Origin of the sequence: Streptomyces cyaneofuscatus, assembly GCF_033109485.1 — a bacterium.
GTDB classification, from domain to species: Bacteria; Actinomycetota; Actinomycetes; order Streptomycetales; family Streptomycetaceae; genus Streptomyces; species Streptomyces cyaneofuscatus.
The window spans coordinates 5,380,930-5,397,991 of sequence record NZ_CP137002.1; the positions used below are offsets into that span (position 1 = coordinate 5,380,930).

Annotated in this window: 14 protein-coding genes and 1 tRNA gene; 5 read left to right on the forward strand and 10 right to left on the reverse strand. The window is 74.0% G+C overall.

Annotated elements, in window-relative coordinates; all coding sequences use genetic code 11:
• Nucleotides 1–140 precede the first annotated feature (140 nt).
• A complete protein-coding gene (locus R2B67_RS23745) occupies nucleotides 141–1,124 on the reverse strand; it encodes a D-2-hydroxyacid dehydrogenase (RefSeq protein ID WP_317820878.1) in 984 nt (327 codons plus the stop codon).
• A gap of 212 nt (nucleotides 1,125–1,336) precedes the next feature.
• Here R2B67_RS23745 and R2B67_RS23750 point away from each other — a divergent pair, with 212 nt between their 5' ends.
• Nucleotides 1,337–2,104 (forward strand): maleate cis-trans isomerase family protein, encoded by a 768-nt coding sequence (locus tag R2B67_RS23750; protein ID WP_237326052.1) that lies wholly within the window; start codon nucleotides 1,337–1,339, stop codon nucleotides 2,102–2,104.
• 131 nt (nucleotides 2,105–2,235) lie between these two features.
• Entirely contained in the window at nucleotides 2,236–3,363 is a 1,128-nt protein-coding gene (locus R2B67_RS23755) for an LLM class flavin-dependent oxidoreductase (protein ID WP_317820880.1), read from the forward strand.
• Nucleotides 3,364–3,601: 238 nt separating this feature from the next.
• Here R2B67_RS23755 and R2B67_RS23760 read toward each other — a convergent pair whose 3' ends face one another.
• Entirely contained in the window at nucleotides 3,602–5,524 is a 1,923-nt protein-coding gene (locus tag R2B67_RS23760; protein WP_317820882.1) for a putative bifunctional diguanylate cyclase/phosphodiesterase, read from the reverse strand.
• Nucleotides 5,525–5,947: 423 nt separating this feature from the next.
• Between R2B67_RS23760 and R2B67_RS23765 the strand changes: the two genes are divergently transcribed.
• Nucleotides 5,948–7,189: a M6 family metalloprotease domain-containing protein gene (locus R2B67_RS23765; RefSeq protein WP_317820883.1), complete on the forward strand. Its 1,242-nt coding sequence runs from the start codon at nucleotides 5,948–5,950 to the stop codon at nucleotides 7,187–7,189.
• Between the two features lie 61 nt (nucleotides 7,190–7,250).
• On the opposite strand, the gene R2B67_RS23770 is transcribed toward R2B67_RS23765, so the two are convergent.
• From R2B67_RS23770 to R2B67_RS23800, 7 genes are all read right to left on the reverse strand, one after another.
• Nucleotides 7,251–7,324: transfer RNA gene (locus R2B67_RS23770), tRNA-Lys, on the reverse strand.
• Nucleotides 7,315–8,004 carry a bifunctional DNA primase/polymerase gene (locus R2B67_RS23775; protein ID WP_164235910.1) on the reverse strand — a complete coding sequence of 230 codons (690 nt, stop codon included), beginning with the start codon at nucleotides 8,002–8,004 and terminating at the stop codon, nucleotides 7,315–7,317. The genes R2B67_RS23770 and R2B67_RS23775 overlap by 10 nt, the downstream gene beginning before the upstream one ends.
• A gap of 158 nt (nucleotides 8,005–8,162) precedes the next feature.
• On the reverse strand, nucleotides 8,163–8,504 hold the full coding sequence (locus tag R2B67_RS23780) for a DUF8844 domain-containing protein (protein ID WP_018511200.1): 342 nt from the start codon (nucleotides 8,502–8,504) through the stop codon (nucleotides 8,163–8,165).
• 122 nt (nucleotides 8,505–8,626) lie between these two features.
• Nucleotides 8,627–9,961, reverse strand: a complete 1,335-nt coding sequence (locus tag R2B67_RS23785; protein ID WP_317820886.1) for an AAA domain-containing protein — start codon at nucleotides 9,959–9,961, stop codon at nucleotides 8,627–8,629.
• 44 nt (nucleotides 9,962–10,005) lie between these two features.
• Nucleotides 10,006–11,622: a hypothetical protein gene (locus R2B67_RS23790; protein WP_317820888.1), complete on the reverse strand. Its 1,617-nt coding sequence runs from the start codon at nucleotides 11,620–11,622 to the stop codon at nucleotides 10,006–10,008.
• Nucleotides 11,613–12,668, reverse strand: a complete 1,056-nt coding sequence (locus R2B67_RS23795) for a hypothetical protein (RefSeq protein ID WP_317824946.1) — start codon at nucleotides 12,666–12,668, stop codon at nucleotides 11,613–11,615. Before R2B67_RS23795 ends, R2B67_RS23790 begins: the two co-directional genes overlap by 10 nt.
• A gap of 88 nt (nucleotides 12,669–12,756) precedes the next feature.
• Nucleotides 12,757–13,743, reverse strand: coding sequence for a phosphatase PAP2 family protein (locus R2B67_RS23800; RefSeq protein WP_317820890.1), 987 nt, complete (start codon nucleotides 13,741–13,743; stop codon nucleotides 12,757–12,759).
• A 241-nt stretch (nucleotides 13,744–13,984) separates the two neighbouring features.
• On the opposite strand from R2B67_RS23800, the gene R2B67_RS23805 reads away from it, so the two are divergent.
• Entirely contained in the window at nucleotides 13,985–14,581 is a 597-nt protein-coding gene (locus tag R2B67_RS23805) for a histidine phosphatase family protein (RefSeq protein ID WP_317820892.1), read from the forward strand.
• 347 nt (nucleotides 14,582–14,928) lie between these two features.
• Here R2B67_RS23805 and R2B67_RS23810 read toward each other — a convergent pair whose 3' ends face one another.
• Complete coding sequence (locus tag R2B67_RS23810) at nucleotides 14,929–16,317, reverse strand: NsdA family TPR-like regulatory protein (protein ID WP_317820894.1); 1,389 nt, start codon at nucleotides 16,315–16,317, stop codon at nucleotides 14,929–14,931.
• Between the two features lie 253 nt (nucleotides 16,318–16,570).
• Between R2B67_RS23810 and R2B67_RS23815 the strand changes: the two genes are divergently transcribed.
• Nucleotides 16,571–17,014, forward strand: coding sequence for a hypothetical protein (locus R2B67_RS23815; protein ID WP_018511207.1), 444 nt, complete (start codon nucleotides 16,571–16,573; stop codon nucleotides 17,012–17,014).
• Nucleotides 17,015–17,062 lie beyond the last annotated feature (48 nt).

Genomic DNA, 17,062 nt, shown 5'->3' on the forward strand with positions numbered 1-17,062 from the left:
GTCTCCTGGAGGTCGAACAGTCCGGACAGGGTGAGCGCCTGCCCGATCCCGTACGTCTATGCAGGAAGCGGGTCCATGTAACCGAACGGTGGCCGGAGGGTGACCTTCCCGTGGCCTGCCACGGGCAGAGGGTGACGGAGTCACTCCGGTGAGGCGCCTTCTTCCTCTGCGGAGTTGTCGGCGGACGGGACGTAACCGCGTTGTTTGTCCACCACGTTGGGCAACGGGCCGCCATCCGCCCATAGTTCGTACATCGTCACGAACTGCTCACCCAGCCGGTCGCGCCAGCCGACCGTGTCCCCGCTCAGATGCGGCGAGACCAGCAGGCCCGGCACGTCCCACAACGGGCTGTCCTCGCCCAGCGGTTCGGCGTCGAACACGTCCAGCGCCGCCCCCGCCAGCCAGCGCCGCTCCAGCGCCGACACCAGGTCCGCCTCCACCACGCTCGCCCCGCGCCCCACGTTGATGAACCGGGCCGAGGGCTGGAGCAGCCCGAAGAAGCGGGTGTCGAACATGCCGTACGTCGACGGGGTCAGCGGCACCGCGGAGATCACCCAGTCCGCCCGGGCGGCCAGCGGCCCCAGGTCCTCGATGCCGTGGATCGTGCGCCGGGCGGTCCGCCCCACCAGCGCCACCTGGACCCCCAGGCCGTGCAGCAGCCGGGTGATCTCCCGCCCGATCGGCCCCGCGCCGACGACCACCGCCCGCGAACCGGCGACCTGCTGCCCCTCCCGGTGCTGCCAGCGCCGTTCCCGCTGGAGGGCGAGGGTGGTGGGCAGATCCTTGGCGAAGGCCAGCACCAGCCCGGCCACGTACTCCGCGATCGGCCGCTCGAAGATGCCCCGCGCATTGGTCACCACGGTGTCCGAGGCCACCAGCTCCGGGCAGAGCAGCCGGTCCACCCCCGCGCTCGCCGTGTGCACCCAGCCCGGCCGCGCTCCCGGGCCGGGCCAGGCCTCCCGTACCGCGTCGGAGGTGAAGTCCCACACCAGCAGCACATCGGCGTCCGGCAGCCGGTCGGCGAGTCCCGCCGCGCCCGTGCGCAGGACGCGGGCCCGGCCGGTCAGCCGGCCGAGGCGGGGGGACGGATCGGCATCGAGGACGAGAACGACGGGTTCCGGCATCGGGGGCTCATCACTCCGCAACGTCGCAGGTCGGCGTAGGTACCGGCAGGGCCATGATCTCCGTACCGCCCACGCTCGCAGCCGTCCCCGCCGCCGTCAACACGGCCCCCGGCGCGCCCCGCCCACCCGCCCTCGCCGCCCCGTCGGGGGAATACTTGACAGGGGCAGGGGCACCAGTGGCTTTCCGCGTCCGACGCGAAGGAAGGGTGAACATGACCACGACCGTAGGACTTCTCTACCCGGGCCACGCCGCCGAGGACGACTTCCCGCGGATCGAGATCACGCTGGACACGGACATCCGGCTGCCGCTGTTCTCCACCGAGGCGGCCGAGGACTCCTACCGGCGGGGCGCTCTGCTGGAGTCCGGGGCGCCGGACCGGCTCGCCGAGGGCGTCGAGGAGCTGCGGCTCGCGGGCGCGGAGGCACTCGTCTGGGCGAGCCCCGGCGGCAGCTTCGCCTACGGCTGGGCGGGCGCCCACAACCAGATCGCCACGCTGGCCCGGAGCGCGGGCCTGCCCGCCTCCAGCACCGCCTTCGGCTTCGTCCACGCGGTACGGGAGCTGGGCGCCGGCCGGGTCGCGGTCGCCGCTGCCTGGCCCGAGGACATCACCGCGCTCTTCGCCGAGTTCCTGGAGGCGGGCGGCGTGGAGACGGTGGCCTCGCACAGTGCCGGTCTCGCCACGGCCGCCGAGGTCGCGGCGTGGGAGCCGGACCAGGTCAAGGAGCTCGCCGTCGCCGCGGACCACCCGGACGCCGAGGTGCTGCTCCTCCCGGACGCGGCCCTGCACACGGCCGCGTCCATCCCCGAACTGGAGGAGGCGCTCGGCAAGCCCGTCCTCACGGCGAACCAGGTGACGGTCTGGGAGGGCCTGCGGCTCACCGACCGCCGGATCTGGGCCCCGACGCTCGGCACCCTCTTCGCCACCCGCCCGCCGGCCCCGGGCACGGTGGAGCCGAAGGGCATCGAGGTGCGGGAGTAGCGCGGCCGGGCACCTGGCGCCCCTTCCGGAACGCCTTCCGGAATAAACGGAGACCCCCTCCTGTTGTACGCCTTCGGTACGCAGACGTATACGCAGCCGCAGGACGAGCAGCACCGGGAGAGGGCCGACACGTGGACGAGATCCGAGGCGGGAACACGGGCGACGGAACGGACGGCGACGGCATCAGGGCCACGACGGCGGGCACGGCCCCCGTACCGCTCTCCGTGCTCGACCTGGTGACCGTGGGGCAGGGCCGCACCGCGACCCAGGCCCTGCGCACCGGAGTCGAGATCGCGAAGCTCACCGAGAGCCGCGGCTTCCACCGCTACTGGGTCGCCGAGCACCACTCCATGCCCGGCGTCGCCTCGTCCTCCCCGGCCGTGATCCTCGCGCACATCGCCGCCCACACCGACCGCATCCGGCTCGGCTCCGGCGGCGTCATGCTGCCCAACCACGCCCCGCTGGTGATCGCCGAGCAGTTCGGCACCCTGGAGGCGATGGCCCCCGGCCGCGTCGACCTCGGCCTCGGCCGGGCCCCCGGCACCGACGGCGCGACGGCCGCCGCCCTGCGCCGCAGCGACCGGCTCAACGAGGGGGCGGACGATTTCCCCCAGCAGCTGATGGAACTCATCCGGTTCCTGGACAACGACTTCCCCGACGGGCACCCGTACGCCCGCATCCACGCCGTACCGGGCCCGGTCCAGGCGACCGCCCCCGGCGGGGTGCAGTCCGCGCACCGGCCGCCCGTCTGGCTGCTCGGCTCCTCCGGCTTCAGCGCCCGGCTGGCGGGGACGCTCGGCCTGCCGTTCGCGTTCGCCCACCACTTCTCGGCGCAGAACACGATCCCGGCGCTCGACCTGTACCGGGACTCCTTCCGGCCCTCCGCCGTGCTGGACGCCCCGTACGCCCTGATCGGCGTCTCCGCGCTGGCCGCCGACGACGAGCGCGAGGCCCGCCGCCAGGTGTTGACCGGCGCGCTGTCCATGGTCCGGCTGCGCACCGGGCGCCCGGGGCTGATCCCGAGCCCGGAGGAGGCGGCCGCGTACGACTTCTCCCCGATGGAGCGGGAGTTCGTCGACGGCTGGCTCTCCAACGTCATCCACGGCACCTCCGACGAGGTCCGCACAGGCCTGGACGACCTGGCCAAGCGCACCGGCGCCGACGAGCTGATGATCACCGCCAACGCGCACGGCGGCGACGCCCGGCTGCGCAGCTACGAGCTGATCGCGGACGCGTACGGACTGCCGCGCGACGCCTGAGCCGTAGGCCGTACGGGCTGCCGCCCTAGGGCCTGTCGTCAAACTGCCGCCTGCCGGGCGACGCCTGGCACGCCCTCCCCCAAGCTCTCGGCTTCGCTCGAGCAGGGAGGGACCCCCTCCGGCGTTGCCGCAATGCCCTGGTAGCTCCGCTACAAGACCATTCCGGCGCCTTGCGATCGCACGCACCAGACGCCGCCCGGCCGCCCTCCGGGCGACGACGGCAGTTTGACGACAGGCCCTAGCCCTCTCCGGCCGCCGGCCGGGCCGTGATCAGCGCCGCGATCAGCTCCGGCGCCACGGCCCGCGAGTACAGCCACCCCTGCCCCGTGTCGCAGCCGATCCGGCGCAGCCGCTCCGCCTGCCCGGCCGTCTCCACGCACTCCGCGGTGACGGTCAGGCCCAGGCGGTGCGCCAGCTGCACCATCGCCTCCACGATCGTCTCGTCGGCGGGGCTGGGGTGCGTACCGTCCTCGTACCGGAAGCCCTTCACGAACGCCCCGTCCAGCTTCAGGACGGAGACGGGCAGCCGGCTGAGGTAGGCGAGGTTGGAGTACCCCGTGCCGAAGTCGTCGATGGCGATCCGTACGCCCATGTCGCTCAGCGCCTGGAGCGCGCGCAGCGGACGGCCGCCGGAGCCCATCACCGCCGACTCGGTCAGCTCCAGCTGGAGCAGCCCGGGGGCGAGCCCGGTCTCGTTGAGGATCTGCGCCACGTCCGCGACCAGGTCGGAGTCCCAGACCTGGCGTACGGCGACATTGACGCTGATGAAGAGCGCGGGCTCGTCCGGGTGGTCCAGCTGCCAGCGGCGCGCCTGGCGGCACGCGGTGCGCAGGATCCACTGGCCGAGCTGGACGATCGAGCCGTCCTCCTCGGCGATCCCGACGAACCGGTTCGGCGAGAGCACGCCGAACTGCGGGTGGTTCCAGCGCACCAGCGCCTCCACCCCGCGCACCACGCCGTCCGCCATGCCGACGAGCGGCTGGTACTCCAGCGTGAACTCGCCGCGCTCCACGGCCGGCCGGAGCGTGGAGGAGAGCGCCTGGCGGGTCATGCGGTGGGCGTTGCGCTCGGGGTCGAAGAGGGTCCAGCGGGCCCGGCCGTCGGCCTTCGCCCAGTAGAGCGTGGTGTCGGCGGCCTGCATCAGACCGGTGGGCGAGGTGCCCGCCACCGGCCGCTCCACCACCCCGATCGAGGCGGAGACGGAGAGCCGCTGCCCGGCCAGGTCGAAGGGGTGCTGAAGGGCTGCCAGGACCGAGCGGGCCAGCTCGGTCAGGGCCTCCGTACCGCCCGAGTCCTCCACCAGGATCGCGAACTCGTCGCCGCCCATGCGTGCCACCAGCCGGCTGCCGCCCGGGTTGCGGTCGGCGTCGTTCTCGGCGCAGTCGGTGAGCCGGCCTGCGACGGCGGCCAGCAGCCGGTCGCCGATCCGGTGGCCGAGGGTGTCGTTGATGGCCTTGAAGCCGTCCAGGTCCAGATAGCAGAGCCCGATCCGGCCGTGCCGGGGGAGCATCGAGTCGTCCTGGTACGGCGGGGTCTCCAGGGCCACCGAGAGCCGCTCGAAGAACAGCGTCCGGTTGGGCAGCCGGGTCACCGGATCGTGCATCTGGAGGTGGCGCAACCGGTCCTGGAGCTCACGCCGGTCGCTGATGTCCGCCACCGTCAGCAGGACCCGTGCGGGCTCCGCGGCCGATGTGCCCGTCATCGGTACGACGGTGACCTCGGCCCACAGGGTGCGCCCGTCGGGGTGTTTGAGGCGGCGGGTGCAGCGGAACCGGGAGCGGCGGCCCTGGAGCACCTCGCGGTAGGCGTGCCAGGTGCGGTCGTCGGAGGCCAGGTCGACCAGCTCGCACGCCTGCCGCTCGGCCAGCGCCGCGGGCGTCGTGCCCAGGAGCCCGCCGAGGGCGGCGTTGGCCCGCACGACGTGACCCCGGCCGTCCACGACGGCCATCGGGAGGGTGGCGGCGTTGAAGGCGGCCCGGTGGTCGCGCAGCTCGGTGGCGGCGGCGTCCGCCGCGCTCCGGATCGCGGCGGCGACCCGGGCTGCCGGGCGGGTCGTGCGTTGTCCGGCGGGCCCTGTCGTATGACGCTCCGTGACCGGTGGGTCCACGGCGTCCGGGGATGTGCCTGCCGGGGCCCGGGGCCCTTCGGAGGTTCCGCTCACCGCTCGCTCCCGCTGTGAAGGTTGTCGTGAACAGGTGGGGTCGGACAGGGCACCGGGTGGTGAACCCGTGAAGGGCCCGATCCACGCGGGAAAGCGTGGTGAAGCATAGAGGGTGGCGCGTCGGGCGTTCCAGCTCGCATCCGGCCATGGCTCGACCGAACGGCCGGTCTGCGCCGTTCCGCTTTGCCCGCTCCTGATGGTTTCTGCGCGGTTCTGTTGTATCCGTCCGCCAGCCCGGTGCATCCGTCCGCCGATCCGGCCGATGGTGACGTTCCGTAAAGGTATGGGGTGGGGTGCTGTCGGCGCATCCGCCCTGCGATCCGTGGGGCGCATGTGACCCGTGTGGGGCAGCACAACAGGACGCATCGCCAGGAAACTGCACAGGGTGGACGAGACGTACCGCGTTCCCACCCGGAGGTCGATGTGCAGCGTGAGCCCGGACCCGGGGGAGCGGAGCGGCTGAAGCTGCGCAGTCTCGCGGCCGCCCTGACCTCCCTCCTGGCGCTCGCCGCCACCTCACTCGTTGCCGGCCCCGCCGCGGCCGCCGTACGCGACGCGACCCCGTGCGCGCTCCCCAGGACGTCCGCCCATCACTCGCTGGGCCTGGACAGCTGGAACGGGGCCTACCCCCAGCCCGACCGGCGCCTAGACGCGGTGATGATCTTCCTGTCGTTCCCGGACTCGAAGCCCGTGCTCACCCCCGAACTGCTGACCGCCGACCACTTCCCCTCGACCACCCGCTTCTTCGAGCGCGCCAGCTACGGCAGATTCACCCTCCGCCCGCACCCGCAGCGGAGCTGGACGCAGATGCCGCGCCCCTCCACCTGGTACGGCATAGAGCGCGACTGGGATGCCAGGAAGCGCACCGCCTATCTGCGCGACGCGATCGCCGCCGCCGACGGGGACATCGACTTCTCGGCGTACGACATCGTCTACCTGGTCGCCGACCCGGACGCCCCGGGCGTGGACTCCGACGCCACGAAGGTCGTCAACTTCGACCGGCCGCTGCGCGCGGACGGGACCGACATCCGGCGCGTCGTCACCGTCTTCGAGCAGCACCCGCCCGACCGCAACGTCCTCGCCCACGAGACCGGGCACGTCTTCGACCTGGCCGATCTCTACCACCGGCCCACCGACGGCAAGGGCGACTGGGACACCTACGTCGGGGACTGGGACGTCATGGGCAGCCAGTTCGGCCTGGCGCCCGACCTCTTCGGCTGGCACAAGTGGAAGCTCGGCTGGCTGGGCGGGGCGCAGGTCGTCTGCGTCCGCGGCTCGGCCGACCTCACCCTGGAGCCGGTCGCCGCCGCCCCCGTGCCCGGCGGGTCGATCGGGACCCGGCTCGCCGTCGTCCGGACCGGCGAGGACAGCGTCCTGGCCATCGAGGCCCGCGGCGCCACCGGCAACGACCGGGGGACCTGCACCGAGGGCATCCTGATCTACCGGGTCCGCAGCGGCACGGCCTCCGGCGGCGGCCCGGTCGAGGTGATCGACACCCACCCGGAGACCGGTTCCTGCTGGGACCGCTCGGTCTACCCGCCGCTCGCCGACGCCCCGCTCACCGAGGGCGAGACCTACACCGTGCCGGGCGAGCGCACCCGCGTGGAGGTGGCCGACCGTACGCCGTCCGGCTCCTGGACGGTCCGGATCACGACCGGCGTCTGAGCCGCGTACGCCACGGAACACGAAGAAGCCCCCCGCTTCCGCGAGGGGCTTCTTCCGTCGGTGCGCCGTCAGGGACTCGAACCCCGGACCCGCTGATTAAGAGTCAGCTGCTCTAACCAACTGAGCTAACGGCGCCTGCTGACGTCGTAGACATTAGCACCCTGATCCGCCCGAGGAAAAATCGAATGCCCGGACCCCTGGGACACCGCCGACCGGCTCACCCGGACGCAGGCCCAGAGCAGCACATCGGGCCCGGGCAGCCAGGGGTTGCGAGTGTCGGGCGCCACCAGCCAGCGCGGCCCGGAACCACCGGACGGGCAGGTCAGGGGCGGTACGGTGACGGCGTCGCCGGTGCCGTGACAGAGCAGCGGGGGCACCTCGCCGCGCTGCGGCCGGGACGCCTTGTCGCCGCCGGATCCCCACTCCTCCCAGGCCAGCAGCGAAGGCAGCCGCTGGGCCGTTCCGGGGGCGGCGAAGAGCAGCATCCGGCCCCGGTGCACGGCCACGGGACCGGTGCCCGGGCCCTCGGCCCAGAGCCGCTCCAGCATCCGCCGCCCGAACAGCGCGGGCACGTTGACGACGTCGAACTGGGAGCCGCAGGGGAGCACCCCGGGCGAGGCCGGGCGCTCCTCCCACTGCGCGAGCGTGGAGCGCGGGTAGGCCGAGGCCCCCGCCAGCCAGGCGGCACCGGCGGCGGTCACCTGGGCGGCCTGCGCCCCGGTCTGGTCCCGCAGCAGGGCGAAGATGTCGACGGCGTGGGGCGCGGCGGCTCCGCCGGCCTGCAGGGTCGTTTCGTCTTTCAGCCAAGCGCTCATGGAGAAAAGGTCTACCGGGAGTGACGGAGACGATTCCGAGAGTTGCCAAAAACCGGGACAGGGCGGGAGGGGAAGGAGTATCTTGCCCGCCCGGAATATGCCACGGGACCTGACCTCCGGCCTGAGAGCCCTCCTGGGAGCGCCCGTCCACCCGGGGCTCAGGCGTTGGACGCGTCCAGCAGGGACCGCCCGAACTCGATCATCTTCTTCGCGTAGTCCTCGGTCCACTCCGCGCGCTCCGCGACGTCCGCCGCCGTCAGCCGGTCGAACCGGCGCGGATCGGCGAGCTGCGCCGCCGCCATCGCCTGGAACTCCACCGACCGGTCCGTCGCCGCGCGGAAGGCCTGCGTCAGCTCGGTCGCCCGGGCCAGCAGCTCGCGGGGATCGTCCATCGACTCCAGGTCGAAGAAGTGCTCCGGATCGGCCACCGCCTCCGACGGCTCGAAGAGCAGCGGCGCGGGGCGCAGCCGCTGCCGTTCGTTCCGCTCGGACTGTGTCATGTGCTGTTCCTCCCTCTGGCGGCCCCGGACGGCCACCCTCCATTGTCCAACCCCGCGCAAGAGGGCCGGAGGCCTTGTGGTGCCTGAGGTTCCGCTACGGCTTCCAGCGCACCCGGGCCTCGCTACGGCTTCCACCGCACCCGGTGCTCGGCGAGGTGGGCCAGCACCGCGTGGTTGGCCTCCCAGCCGTCCGGGAACTTCACCGTGACGCCGAGCTGGACCGGCTCCGTGGACGGGTGCTCGTCCAGCAGCTCCGCCACCCCTTCCCGGCACACCACGATGCAGGCGTGCCGGTGGCGCGAGGCCAGCACGCACAGGCGGCCCGTCTCCAGGTGGAAGGCCGTGGCGTCGGGGCGGCCCGACAGCGGGTGCAGGACCACCGTGACGTCGAACTCGCGGCCCTGGAGGCGGTTGGCCGTGTCCACCGCCACCCCCGTGACGCCCAGCTCGGCGAGGGCCGCCCGCACCGCCGCCGCCTGGTCGCGGTGGGCCGTGCCGACCGCCACCCGGTCCGCCGTCACCGGAACGGGCTGCTCCGCCCGCTCGCTGGTGGCGACACCGCCCCGGTCCAGCAGCCGCCGGACCACCAGCGCCACCGCCCGTACCGCCTCGGGGTCCGTACGCGGGGTGTGCCGGGCCGGCAGCTCCAGCAGCCCCCACCCGGCCTCCGCCGCCTCGTCCAGCACCCGGTCCGGGCCCGACCCGTCCGACGCCACCCCGAACGAGAGCTTCCGGTCCCCGTGGTCCGTACCGCTGCGGAACGGCGTGTACGGGTAGAACGCGTCCGACACCAGCGGCGCCGCCGACGCCGGGAGCCGCCAGGAGACCGGCAGCCGGTGCTGCGGCAGCTCCGGATTGTGCGCGAGCAGCGTGGAGACCGCGCTCGCCGACGGGTCGTAGCTCAGCCCCGCCCACTGGTCCGCGCCCACGATCGAGAACGGGTCCAGCTGCCCCGGGTCCCCGACGAACAGCGCCCGCTCGAACAGCCCGGCCACGGCCAGCAGAGCATCGGAGCGCATCTGGTACGCCTCGTCGACGATGGCGTGCCCCCAGGGCTCCACGTTCTTCACGTGCGCCCACTTGGCGGCCGTCGAGATCACGATGTCCAGCCCGGCCAGATCGGCCGCCTTCGCCGACTTGCGTACGTTGTCCAGCCCGTCCAGCACCTTGTCGTACGGGTCGGAGTCGCTGCTGTGCAGCCGGCCCACCGGAAGCTCCGGGTCCTTCTCGGCGAGCCGCACCACCAGGTCGTCGACCTGGGCGTTGGTCTGCGCGATCACCATCAGCGGGTGCCCGGCGGCGGCCAGCTCCAGGGCGGCCCGGACCACCAGGGTCGACTTCCCGGCGCCGGGCGGGGAGTCCACGACGATGCCGCGGGCGGAGCCGCGCAGGGTGTCGTCGAGGATCGCCCCGGTCGCCCGCGCCGCCTCCGCACCGGGGTCGAATCCGGTCCTCACAGCAGGCCCTCCGAGGTGACGGGGATCGAGACGGGGGGGCGAGGTCACAGCAGGTCCTCCGGGGTCACGGGGTCGGGGTGCTCGGCGCGGGTGGCGGCGTCCGCGCCCGGCGGGCCGCCGTGGGTCCACGGGGTCTCCTCCGGATCGGGCAGCTTCGGCCCGCCGCGCTGGTCGTGCTCGAACAGCGTCCAGGCGATCCGCTCACCCGGCTCCGGCAGCGAACCGGGCGCGGGCTCCTTGCCCCGCCCCATCCGGTCCATGATCCGCAGGACCAGCAGGATCTCGCCGTCCCGGTCCGCGTCCTCCTCGGACCGTACGAACTCCGCCGTCTGCGGCTTGCCGTCCAGCGAGCGGTACACCTTGGTCCGCTCGCCCAGGTGCGGCCGCTCGTCCGTGCGGAGGGTGACCAGCGGGCGCGGGGAGGGCCGCTTGGACTCGGTGTACGCCATCTCGACGCCGGTCACGTCCGCCAGGAACGCCTCACCGGCCAGCCGCCGCCCCGCCAGCACCAGCGGATCGTCCAGCGCCTCCTGCGCCTCCAGCTGGGCCTGCGCGGTCTCCCGGGAGGCCAGCTTCTGCGCGGCCGTCACCGCGTCGTCGCGGCGCGGCTGCGGCGGCTCGCCGGAGGTCACCCGGTCCCGGTGGGCGGTGAACGACCAGCGGTCGCGGGTCCAGCGGTCCTCGGCCCTTGCCCCCTCGGGCAGCTCGCGCAGCAGGTCGAGCCCCTGCCACACCTTGTCCCAGGTCGGCAGCATCACCTTCGCGAGGAGGGAGCGGATCTCGCGCTCGGCCTTGCTCAGCTCGCCGAGCCGCTCGTCCGCCGCCAGCCCGTCCTCGGCCGACGCGAGCGCCTGACGGGCCCGGTCGTACGTCTCGATGGCGGGGGCGAGGAGCCGGTTGTCGAAGGCCGGGTCGGTGGCGGGTCCGGCGGGCGGGCAGAGGAGCTGCCCGTCCTGGTCGCGGCCCAGCTCGGCGGCGAGGGCGGCCTCCGCGCCGCTCGCGTCCCCCGGCGGGTCGATCCAGGCGAGCAGCGCCCCCAGGTGCTGGTCCTCCAGGCTGCTCTGGCCGGTCGCCCAGTGCCGGTTCAGCAGGTCCGTGGCGGCGAGGAGCAGCGAGGAGCCGGGGACCCGGGCCCGCTCCCCGTAGTGCGTGAGCCAGCGGCCGAGCAGCGGGACACGGGCCGGGGCCGGGTACGGCGTCTCCGGGTCGTCCTCGGCGGTCCGGCGGAACCGCATGGACCGGCCGAGGAGGCGCACGAACTCGATGCCCGCCCGGCTCGGCACGATCAGCTGCGGCGCGTCCGTGCAGAGCTCGACCTCGACCTTGGTCTTCTTGCCGGTCGCCGGATCGGTCTCGTTGCGCTCGGCGGGCTCGACCACGTCCGCGTACGCCTCGATGTGCGGAAGCACCGCCTCCGCCAGCTCGGCCAGGAACGCGAACCGCAGGTCCCGGTCGCGCGGCTGGGCGACGGCCAGGAGGCGAGGCTGCTCGCGGTCCGTGCCGACCAGGGCGCCGAGCGGAGCCCCGGCCTCCCCGGCGGTGGTCAGCGGCACGATCACCAGGGGCCGGTCGGTGAGGTGGCGGTGGCGGACGGTGGCCAGCGGCTGGGCGCGGCCCGAGTCGACCGCTTCCAGCCGGGCGAGGGTGGTGATCAGCGACATGCGGCGCCCGCCTCTGCCGGAGCCTGTCCGCCCACGGCGGCGGCGCTCTCCCCGGCCTCGGCGCGCAGGGCGGCGGCGCTCTCCAGCGCCTCGGCCCGCAGCGCGGCGGCCCGGCGCAGGGCGGCCACGGTCGGGTCGGCGGGATCGCCCTCCTTGCCCGCGGCGGCGGCCAGCACCCCGGCGACCGTGGTCAGCCCGCCCAGCTCCCCGCGCACACTCCGCCCTAGTGTCTCCACGGCCCCCTCGGCCCGGGACCGCGCCCGGCAGTGGAAGGCCAGCTCGCAGGCGGCCAGGCACTCGGGGGCGTAGGCGGCGGTGACGGAGGAGACGGCGGACTCCAGCTCCTGCCGCGAGCACGCCGGATCGAAGGTCGTCCCCTCGGGCAGGGCGTCCGCGATGTCCTCGATACGCGTCAGCCGGGTCAGCTGGCGGCGGGTGACGGCGCGCTGCTTGCGTACGTCGACGACGGAGGCGGTCGGCAGGTTGGAGAAGTCCTTGGGGCAGACCAGCAGCACCTGGTGGCCGACCTCGGCCCCCTCGGTCACCGCCGCGACCCGCTCCAGCGCCAGCACGTACACCGCGGCCTGGCGGGCGGCGGCCCCGACCTTCGCGGCGTCGGCGGAGGCGTCGATCATCGGGAACGACTTGATCTCGACCACGGTCCAGCGGCCGTCGGGGTGCACCACCACCGCGTCCGGCTCCAGATAGGCGGGGGAGCCCGCCACCTCCAGGGCCAGCATCGGGTGGTCCAGCAGCGCCCAGCCGCCCGCCGCCGTCGCCTCGCGCAGCGCGAGCGCGGTCCGCGCGGCCCGGCCCTCGGGCCCTGCGGCGCTCAGATCGGGCGTGGCGGCGTCCGGGCCGGGAGCGGGGGAGGAGCCGCCGAGCCGCTCGTACAGCAGGCGCAGCAGCTCGGCCCCGCCGTCCGCCTTGACCTTCGCCTCGAACGCGTTCCCCCGCATGAAGGCGAACTGGGACTGCCCGAAGGGGGCGGGGGAGCCGAGCGCGGTGGCCAGCACCCCCTTGTCGACCCCGGCGCCGTCGAGCAGGGCGCGGCGCTTGCAGCCCGGGTTGGCGGCGAGAGCGGCGAGCGCGCGGGCGTCGAGCGGATGCGGGGCGACGGAGGGGCCGCGCAGCTCAGCGAGCCGCTGCCGGAGCGTCGTCGGCCGAGGCGCCGGTCGTTGCGCCCGGACCTGCGCCGGTCGCTCTGCCTGGACCCGCGCCGTCGGCTGCCGCGTCGGGGGAATCTGCGGAGGAGGTCCGCTGGCCGGGGATTCGCTCACCCGCGGAAGTCTTGCATCCGGCACTGACAATCGGGGACTTCACGGGCTCGGAGGCCGTACGCACGGTGGCGAAGGCGGTCCCCAGCCGCCCCTTCACCCGGTCGGCCAGCCGCGTGACCGGCCTGGTCAGCAGGGCTCCGAGCCCCATCACGGCCGCGCCGGCGACCGCGTCCAGGAAATAGTGGTTGGCGGTGCCCATGACGATGACCGTGGTGATCAGGGGGTACGCGATGCCGGCGGCCCGCAGCAGGGGGTGCCGGGCGTGGCGCCACAGGAGGATGCCGCACCACAGGGACCAGCCGACGTGCAGGCTCGGCATGGCCGCGTACTGGTTGGTCATCCCGCTCAGTCCGCGCGGGGCGCTCGCGCCGGCGCCCCACCAGCCGTACGCGCTGTACTGCGCCATCGTGTCGACGAAGCCGTGGCTCGCGTCCAGCAGCCGGGGCGGACAGGTCGGCACCAGGGTGAAGCCGATCAGACCGAGCAGGGTCGAGTTCATCAGCCAGACCCGGGCCGCCCGGTACGCGGCCGATCTGCGCCGGAACATCCAGATCAGGATCGCCGGGGTGACCAGGTAGTGCAGGGAGGCGTACGCGAAGTCGGCGGGTATGCCTATGGAGGGGGTGCTGGTGAAGAGACGGTTCAGCGGGTGCTCGGCATTGAGATACAACGCCTGCTCGAACCGGAGGATCGCCAGGCCGTTGTCGACCGCCATCGACACATCGCCGCGCACCAGGAGGCGGCCCACCGAGTACAGGCCGTACACCACCGCGATCAGTGGGAGTTCCGTCCACCAGCGGGGCCGGTGACCGGTCGCGGGCAGGGCGGTGGCGTGCGGCATCCGGTGGCTCCCCCATGTTCATGCGGCCGACGGCGGGCGTTCAACCGTAAGGCGGAGGTAAGCCGCCGACGCCCCCGGGGGTCCCCTTCCGGACGTCCCGTACGCAACCTGCCCCGTCATGGCTCCGGTACCGCGGCGGACGGTCGCGCAGAGAGGGACGCCGCCACCGCCCCGGAGGTTGCCTCGGGAGGCGGTACGGGATGATGGAAGGCCCAGCACCACCGTTCCAGGGAGAGCCTTCATGGCACCGCGCATCCTGCTCGCTCGGCATGGCCAGACCCAGTGGTCGGTCCAGGGCAACCACACCGGCAGGACGGACATCCCGCTCCTGGACACCGGCCGCGAGGGCGCGAAGCTGCTCGGCGAACGGCTGCACCGGGCACCGTGGGGCGGTCTGCCCGGCGTCGAGGTCCGCACCAGCCCGCTCGTCCGGGCGTCCGAGACCTGCGAGCTCGCCGGGTTCGGGGAGCGGGCGGAGCCGTGGGACGCGCTGATGGAGTGGGACTACGGGGCGTACGAGGGGCTGACCCCGGCGCAGATCAAGGCGGACCGGCCGGACTGGCTGATCTGGCGCGACGGGGTCCCGGAGGGGGAGTCCCTCGCGGAGATCACCGCCCGGGCGGACGAGGTGGTGGAGTGGGCGCGCTCGGCCGACCGGGACGTGCTGGTCTTCGCCCACGGCCACATCCTGCGCGTGCTCGCCGCGCGCTGGCTGGGCGAGGACATCTCCTTCGGCGCCCGCCTGCGCCTGGAGCCGACGTCGCTGTCGGTCCTGGCCTGGGCGTACGGCCTCCCGGCCCTGGAACGCTGGAACGACACGGGCCACCTGGACCGCTAGGGCCCGCCCGGCGCCTTCCTTTCAGCCCGTCCGACGCCTTTCCGGACCGTGCGGCACCCCTTTCAGCCCGTCCGGCGTTTGAGGACGGACCCCCGGGCCCGCCCGAACCCGCCGCTGGACGGAACCCTTGCCCACTCCAGCCCGTCCGGCGTTTGAGGACGGAATCGTCGAGCACGTTCCGGGTGCACGCATGGATCTCCCGCGCCACGGGATCCGCAGGGGTGCCCGCCCACCCAGGCAAGGGTTCCGTCCTCAAACGCCGGACGGGCTGAAGATGTCCCCGGAACGGGTTGAAGATGGCCCGGAACGAGCTGAGGATGCCCCGGAACGGGCTGGGGGGGCAGCCCTCAAACGCCGGACGGGCTTGATTTGGTCGACTCCCGGTGGCGGGTCAGGAAAGACGTGGCCGCCGACACCCCACCCCCCCGCCCCTCCAGCACCCGTACCGCCCCCGCCACCATCCCCCGGATCCGCGAGGACTGGACCCGGTCCAGCAGGTCCAGCACCTGGTGGCCCGTCGCCGCCGCCTCCTCCACCCGCCCCGCCCGCGCCAGGTCCCCCGTCAGCTGCGCCCGGTACAGCGCCAGGTTCCGGGTGAAGTGCGCGTCCTGGAGCGCCGCCGCCCGCCGCCCGTGCCGCGCCGCCCGGGACCAGTCGCCCAGCGCCGACCAGCACTGCGCCTCCAGCAGCTCCAGCTCCGCCTCCCGGAAGAAGCTCATCCACTCCGGGTCACCCCCGGCGGCCCCCCGCTCGAACGCCGCTCGGGCCCGCCCGATCGCCCGGTCGCACCCCGTACGGTCCCCGAGCCCCGCCCGGCCCCCCGCCTCCCGCAGCGCGAGCAGCGCCAGCAGCCGGGGCGAGCCCAGCGTGCGGGCCGCCCGCTGCCCGGCCTCGGCCGCCCGTACCGCCTCCCGGGGCCGTCCCGCGTCCCGCGCCAGGAACGACGTGTTGCAGAACGCGTGCGCCTCAAGCCCCGCGTCCCCCGCCAGCCGCGCCGTCGCCAGCGCCTCCGCGTAGTGCGAGCGCGCGTCGTCGAACCGCCCCGAGTCGTGCGCCAGCCACCCCACCGAGATGGCCAGCTCGCCCGCCCCCGCGTGCAGCCGGTCCGCGGTCGCCCGCCGCGTGGTGGTCCCGGCGTCCAGCAGCTCGTACGCCGCCTTCAACGGACGCGAGGCCTGCCGGTAGAGCCCGTCCGCCCCGTGCCGGTCATCCAGCACCCGGATCCGCCGTACCGCCTGCTCCACGGCGTCCACCTCGCTCTCACCGACCCGGCGCTGTGCGGGCAGGGAGATCCTGGCGGCGGTGGCGGGCGCCCCGCCGAGCCCCAGGGAAGCGGCGGCCACGGTGGCCGTGCCGCTCATCATGAACACGCGACGCAGCACGTCGCTCTCCTCGTCGGTGTGATGGGACCCGCCGGGTCCGGGAGGCGCGGCGGGCTCGGGCGGCGGCGGCTCGGAGACGACCCGCGCCCCCCGCCCCCGTACGCTCTCGCGGGCCGAGAACCCCAGGTCGGCCAGGGAGGCGCCGGGGAACATGTGCAGGAAGACCCGTTCGTACGCGTAGTTGGGACAGCGGATCTCCCCGGACTCCACGCGTCCGATGTACCGGGCATCGCACGCGACCTGCTCGCCGATCTCCCGCGCCGCTCTGCGGACGGCGGCCGCGAACTCTCCTGCGGAGCGCTGTCCGCGCAGCTGGCGGAAGACGAGGTTGGGAACTGCCCCTGTCGACACCATGGCCGGCCCCTCTCTGGTGCAAGCGGTGCAAGCCGGGTTCTGCTTTCCGGTGTCCCGGCGGAGCAAGAACGTACCTGCTGTGACCGGGAACACACCCTGGCGATTCTGTATATATAAGGGCATCCCGCCCACGATCCGCCATGAACTGCCACCCTTTGCGGCGGTGTGGCCCCGTAGCCCTTGACGCTCCGCCGCCGTTGGTCCATGTGGAGACGGAGTGTGGCTCCGTTCGGCGATGAGAGGAGGGGTTCCCTTGCTGCACATCGGCATGGAGACCGGCTCACGGACGACCGCGACGAACCCGACGACGACCACGACCACCCCGACCACGGGCCCCGCCCCCGAGGACCAGCCCTGCGACCTCGTCACCGTCCCCGCCCGCCAAGGGCTGGAGGCCGTCGACATCCTCCGCCGCGGCCGGGACCACGAGGCCGTCGGCCCGGTCCTGCACAACGGCGCCTGCGACACCCTCGGCTTCCTCGTCCCGCCCGGCACCGCCGACGCCTGGGACGTACCGGGCAGCGCCTGTACGCGCACCGACGGCCGCGGCCTGCGCCTCCCCACCACCCCGCCCGCCGCCGGCTCCGGCTGGCTGCTCCCGCCCGCCGAGGACGCCCCGGTCACCGACCCCGCCGTCCTCCGCGCCGCCCTCGACCAGGCGGCCCGCCTGCTGGAGGCGGCCGACGGCTGCAACTGAGCGGGCGCCCTCCACCGGAGCCCATAATGGCGGCACGGGCGGAACCTC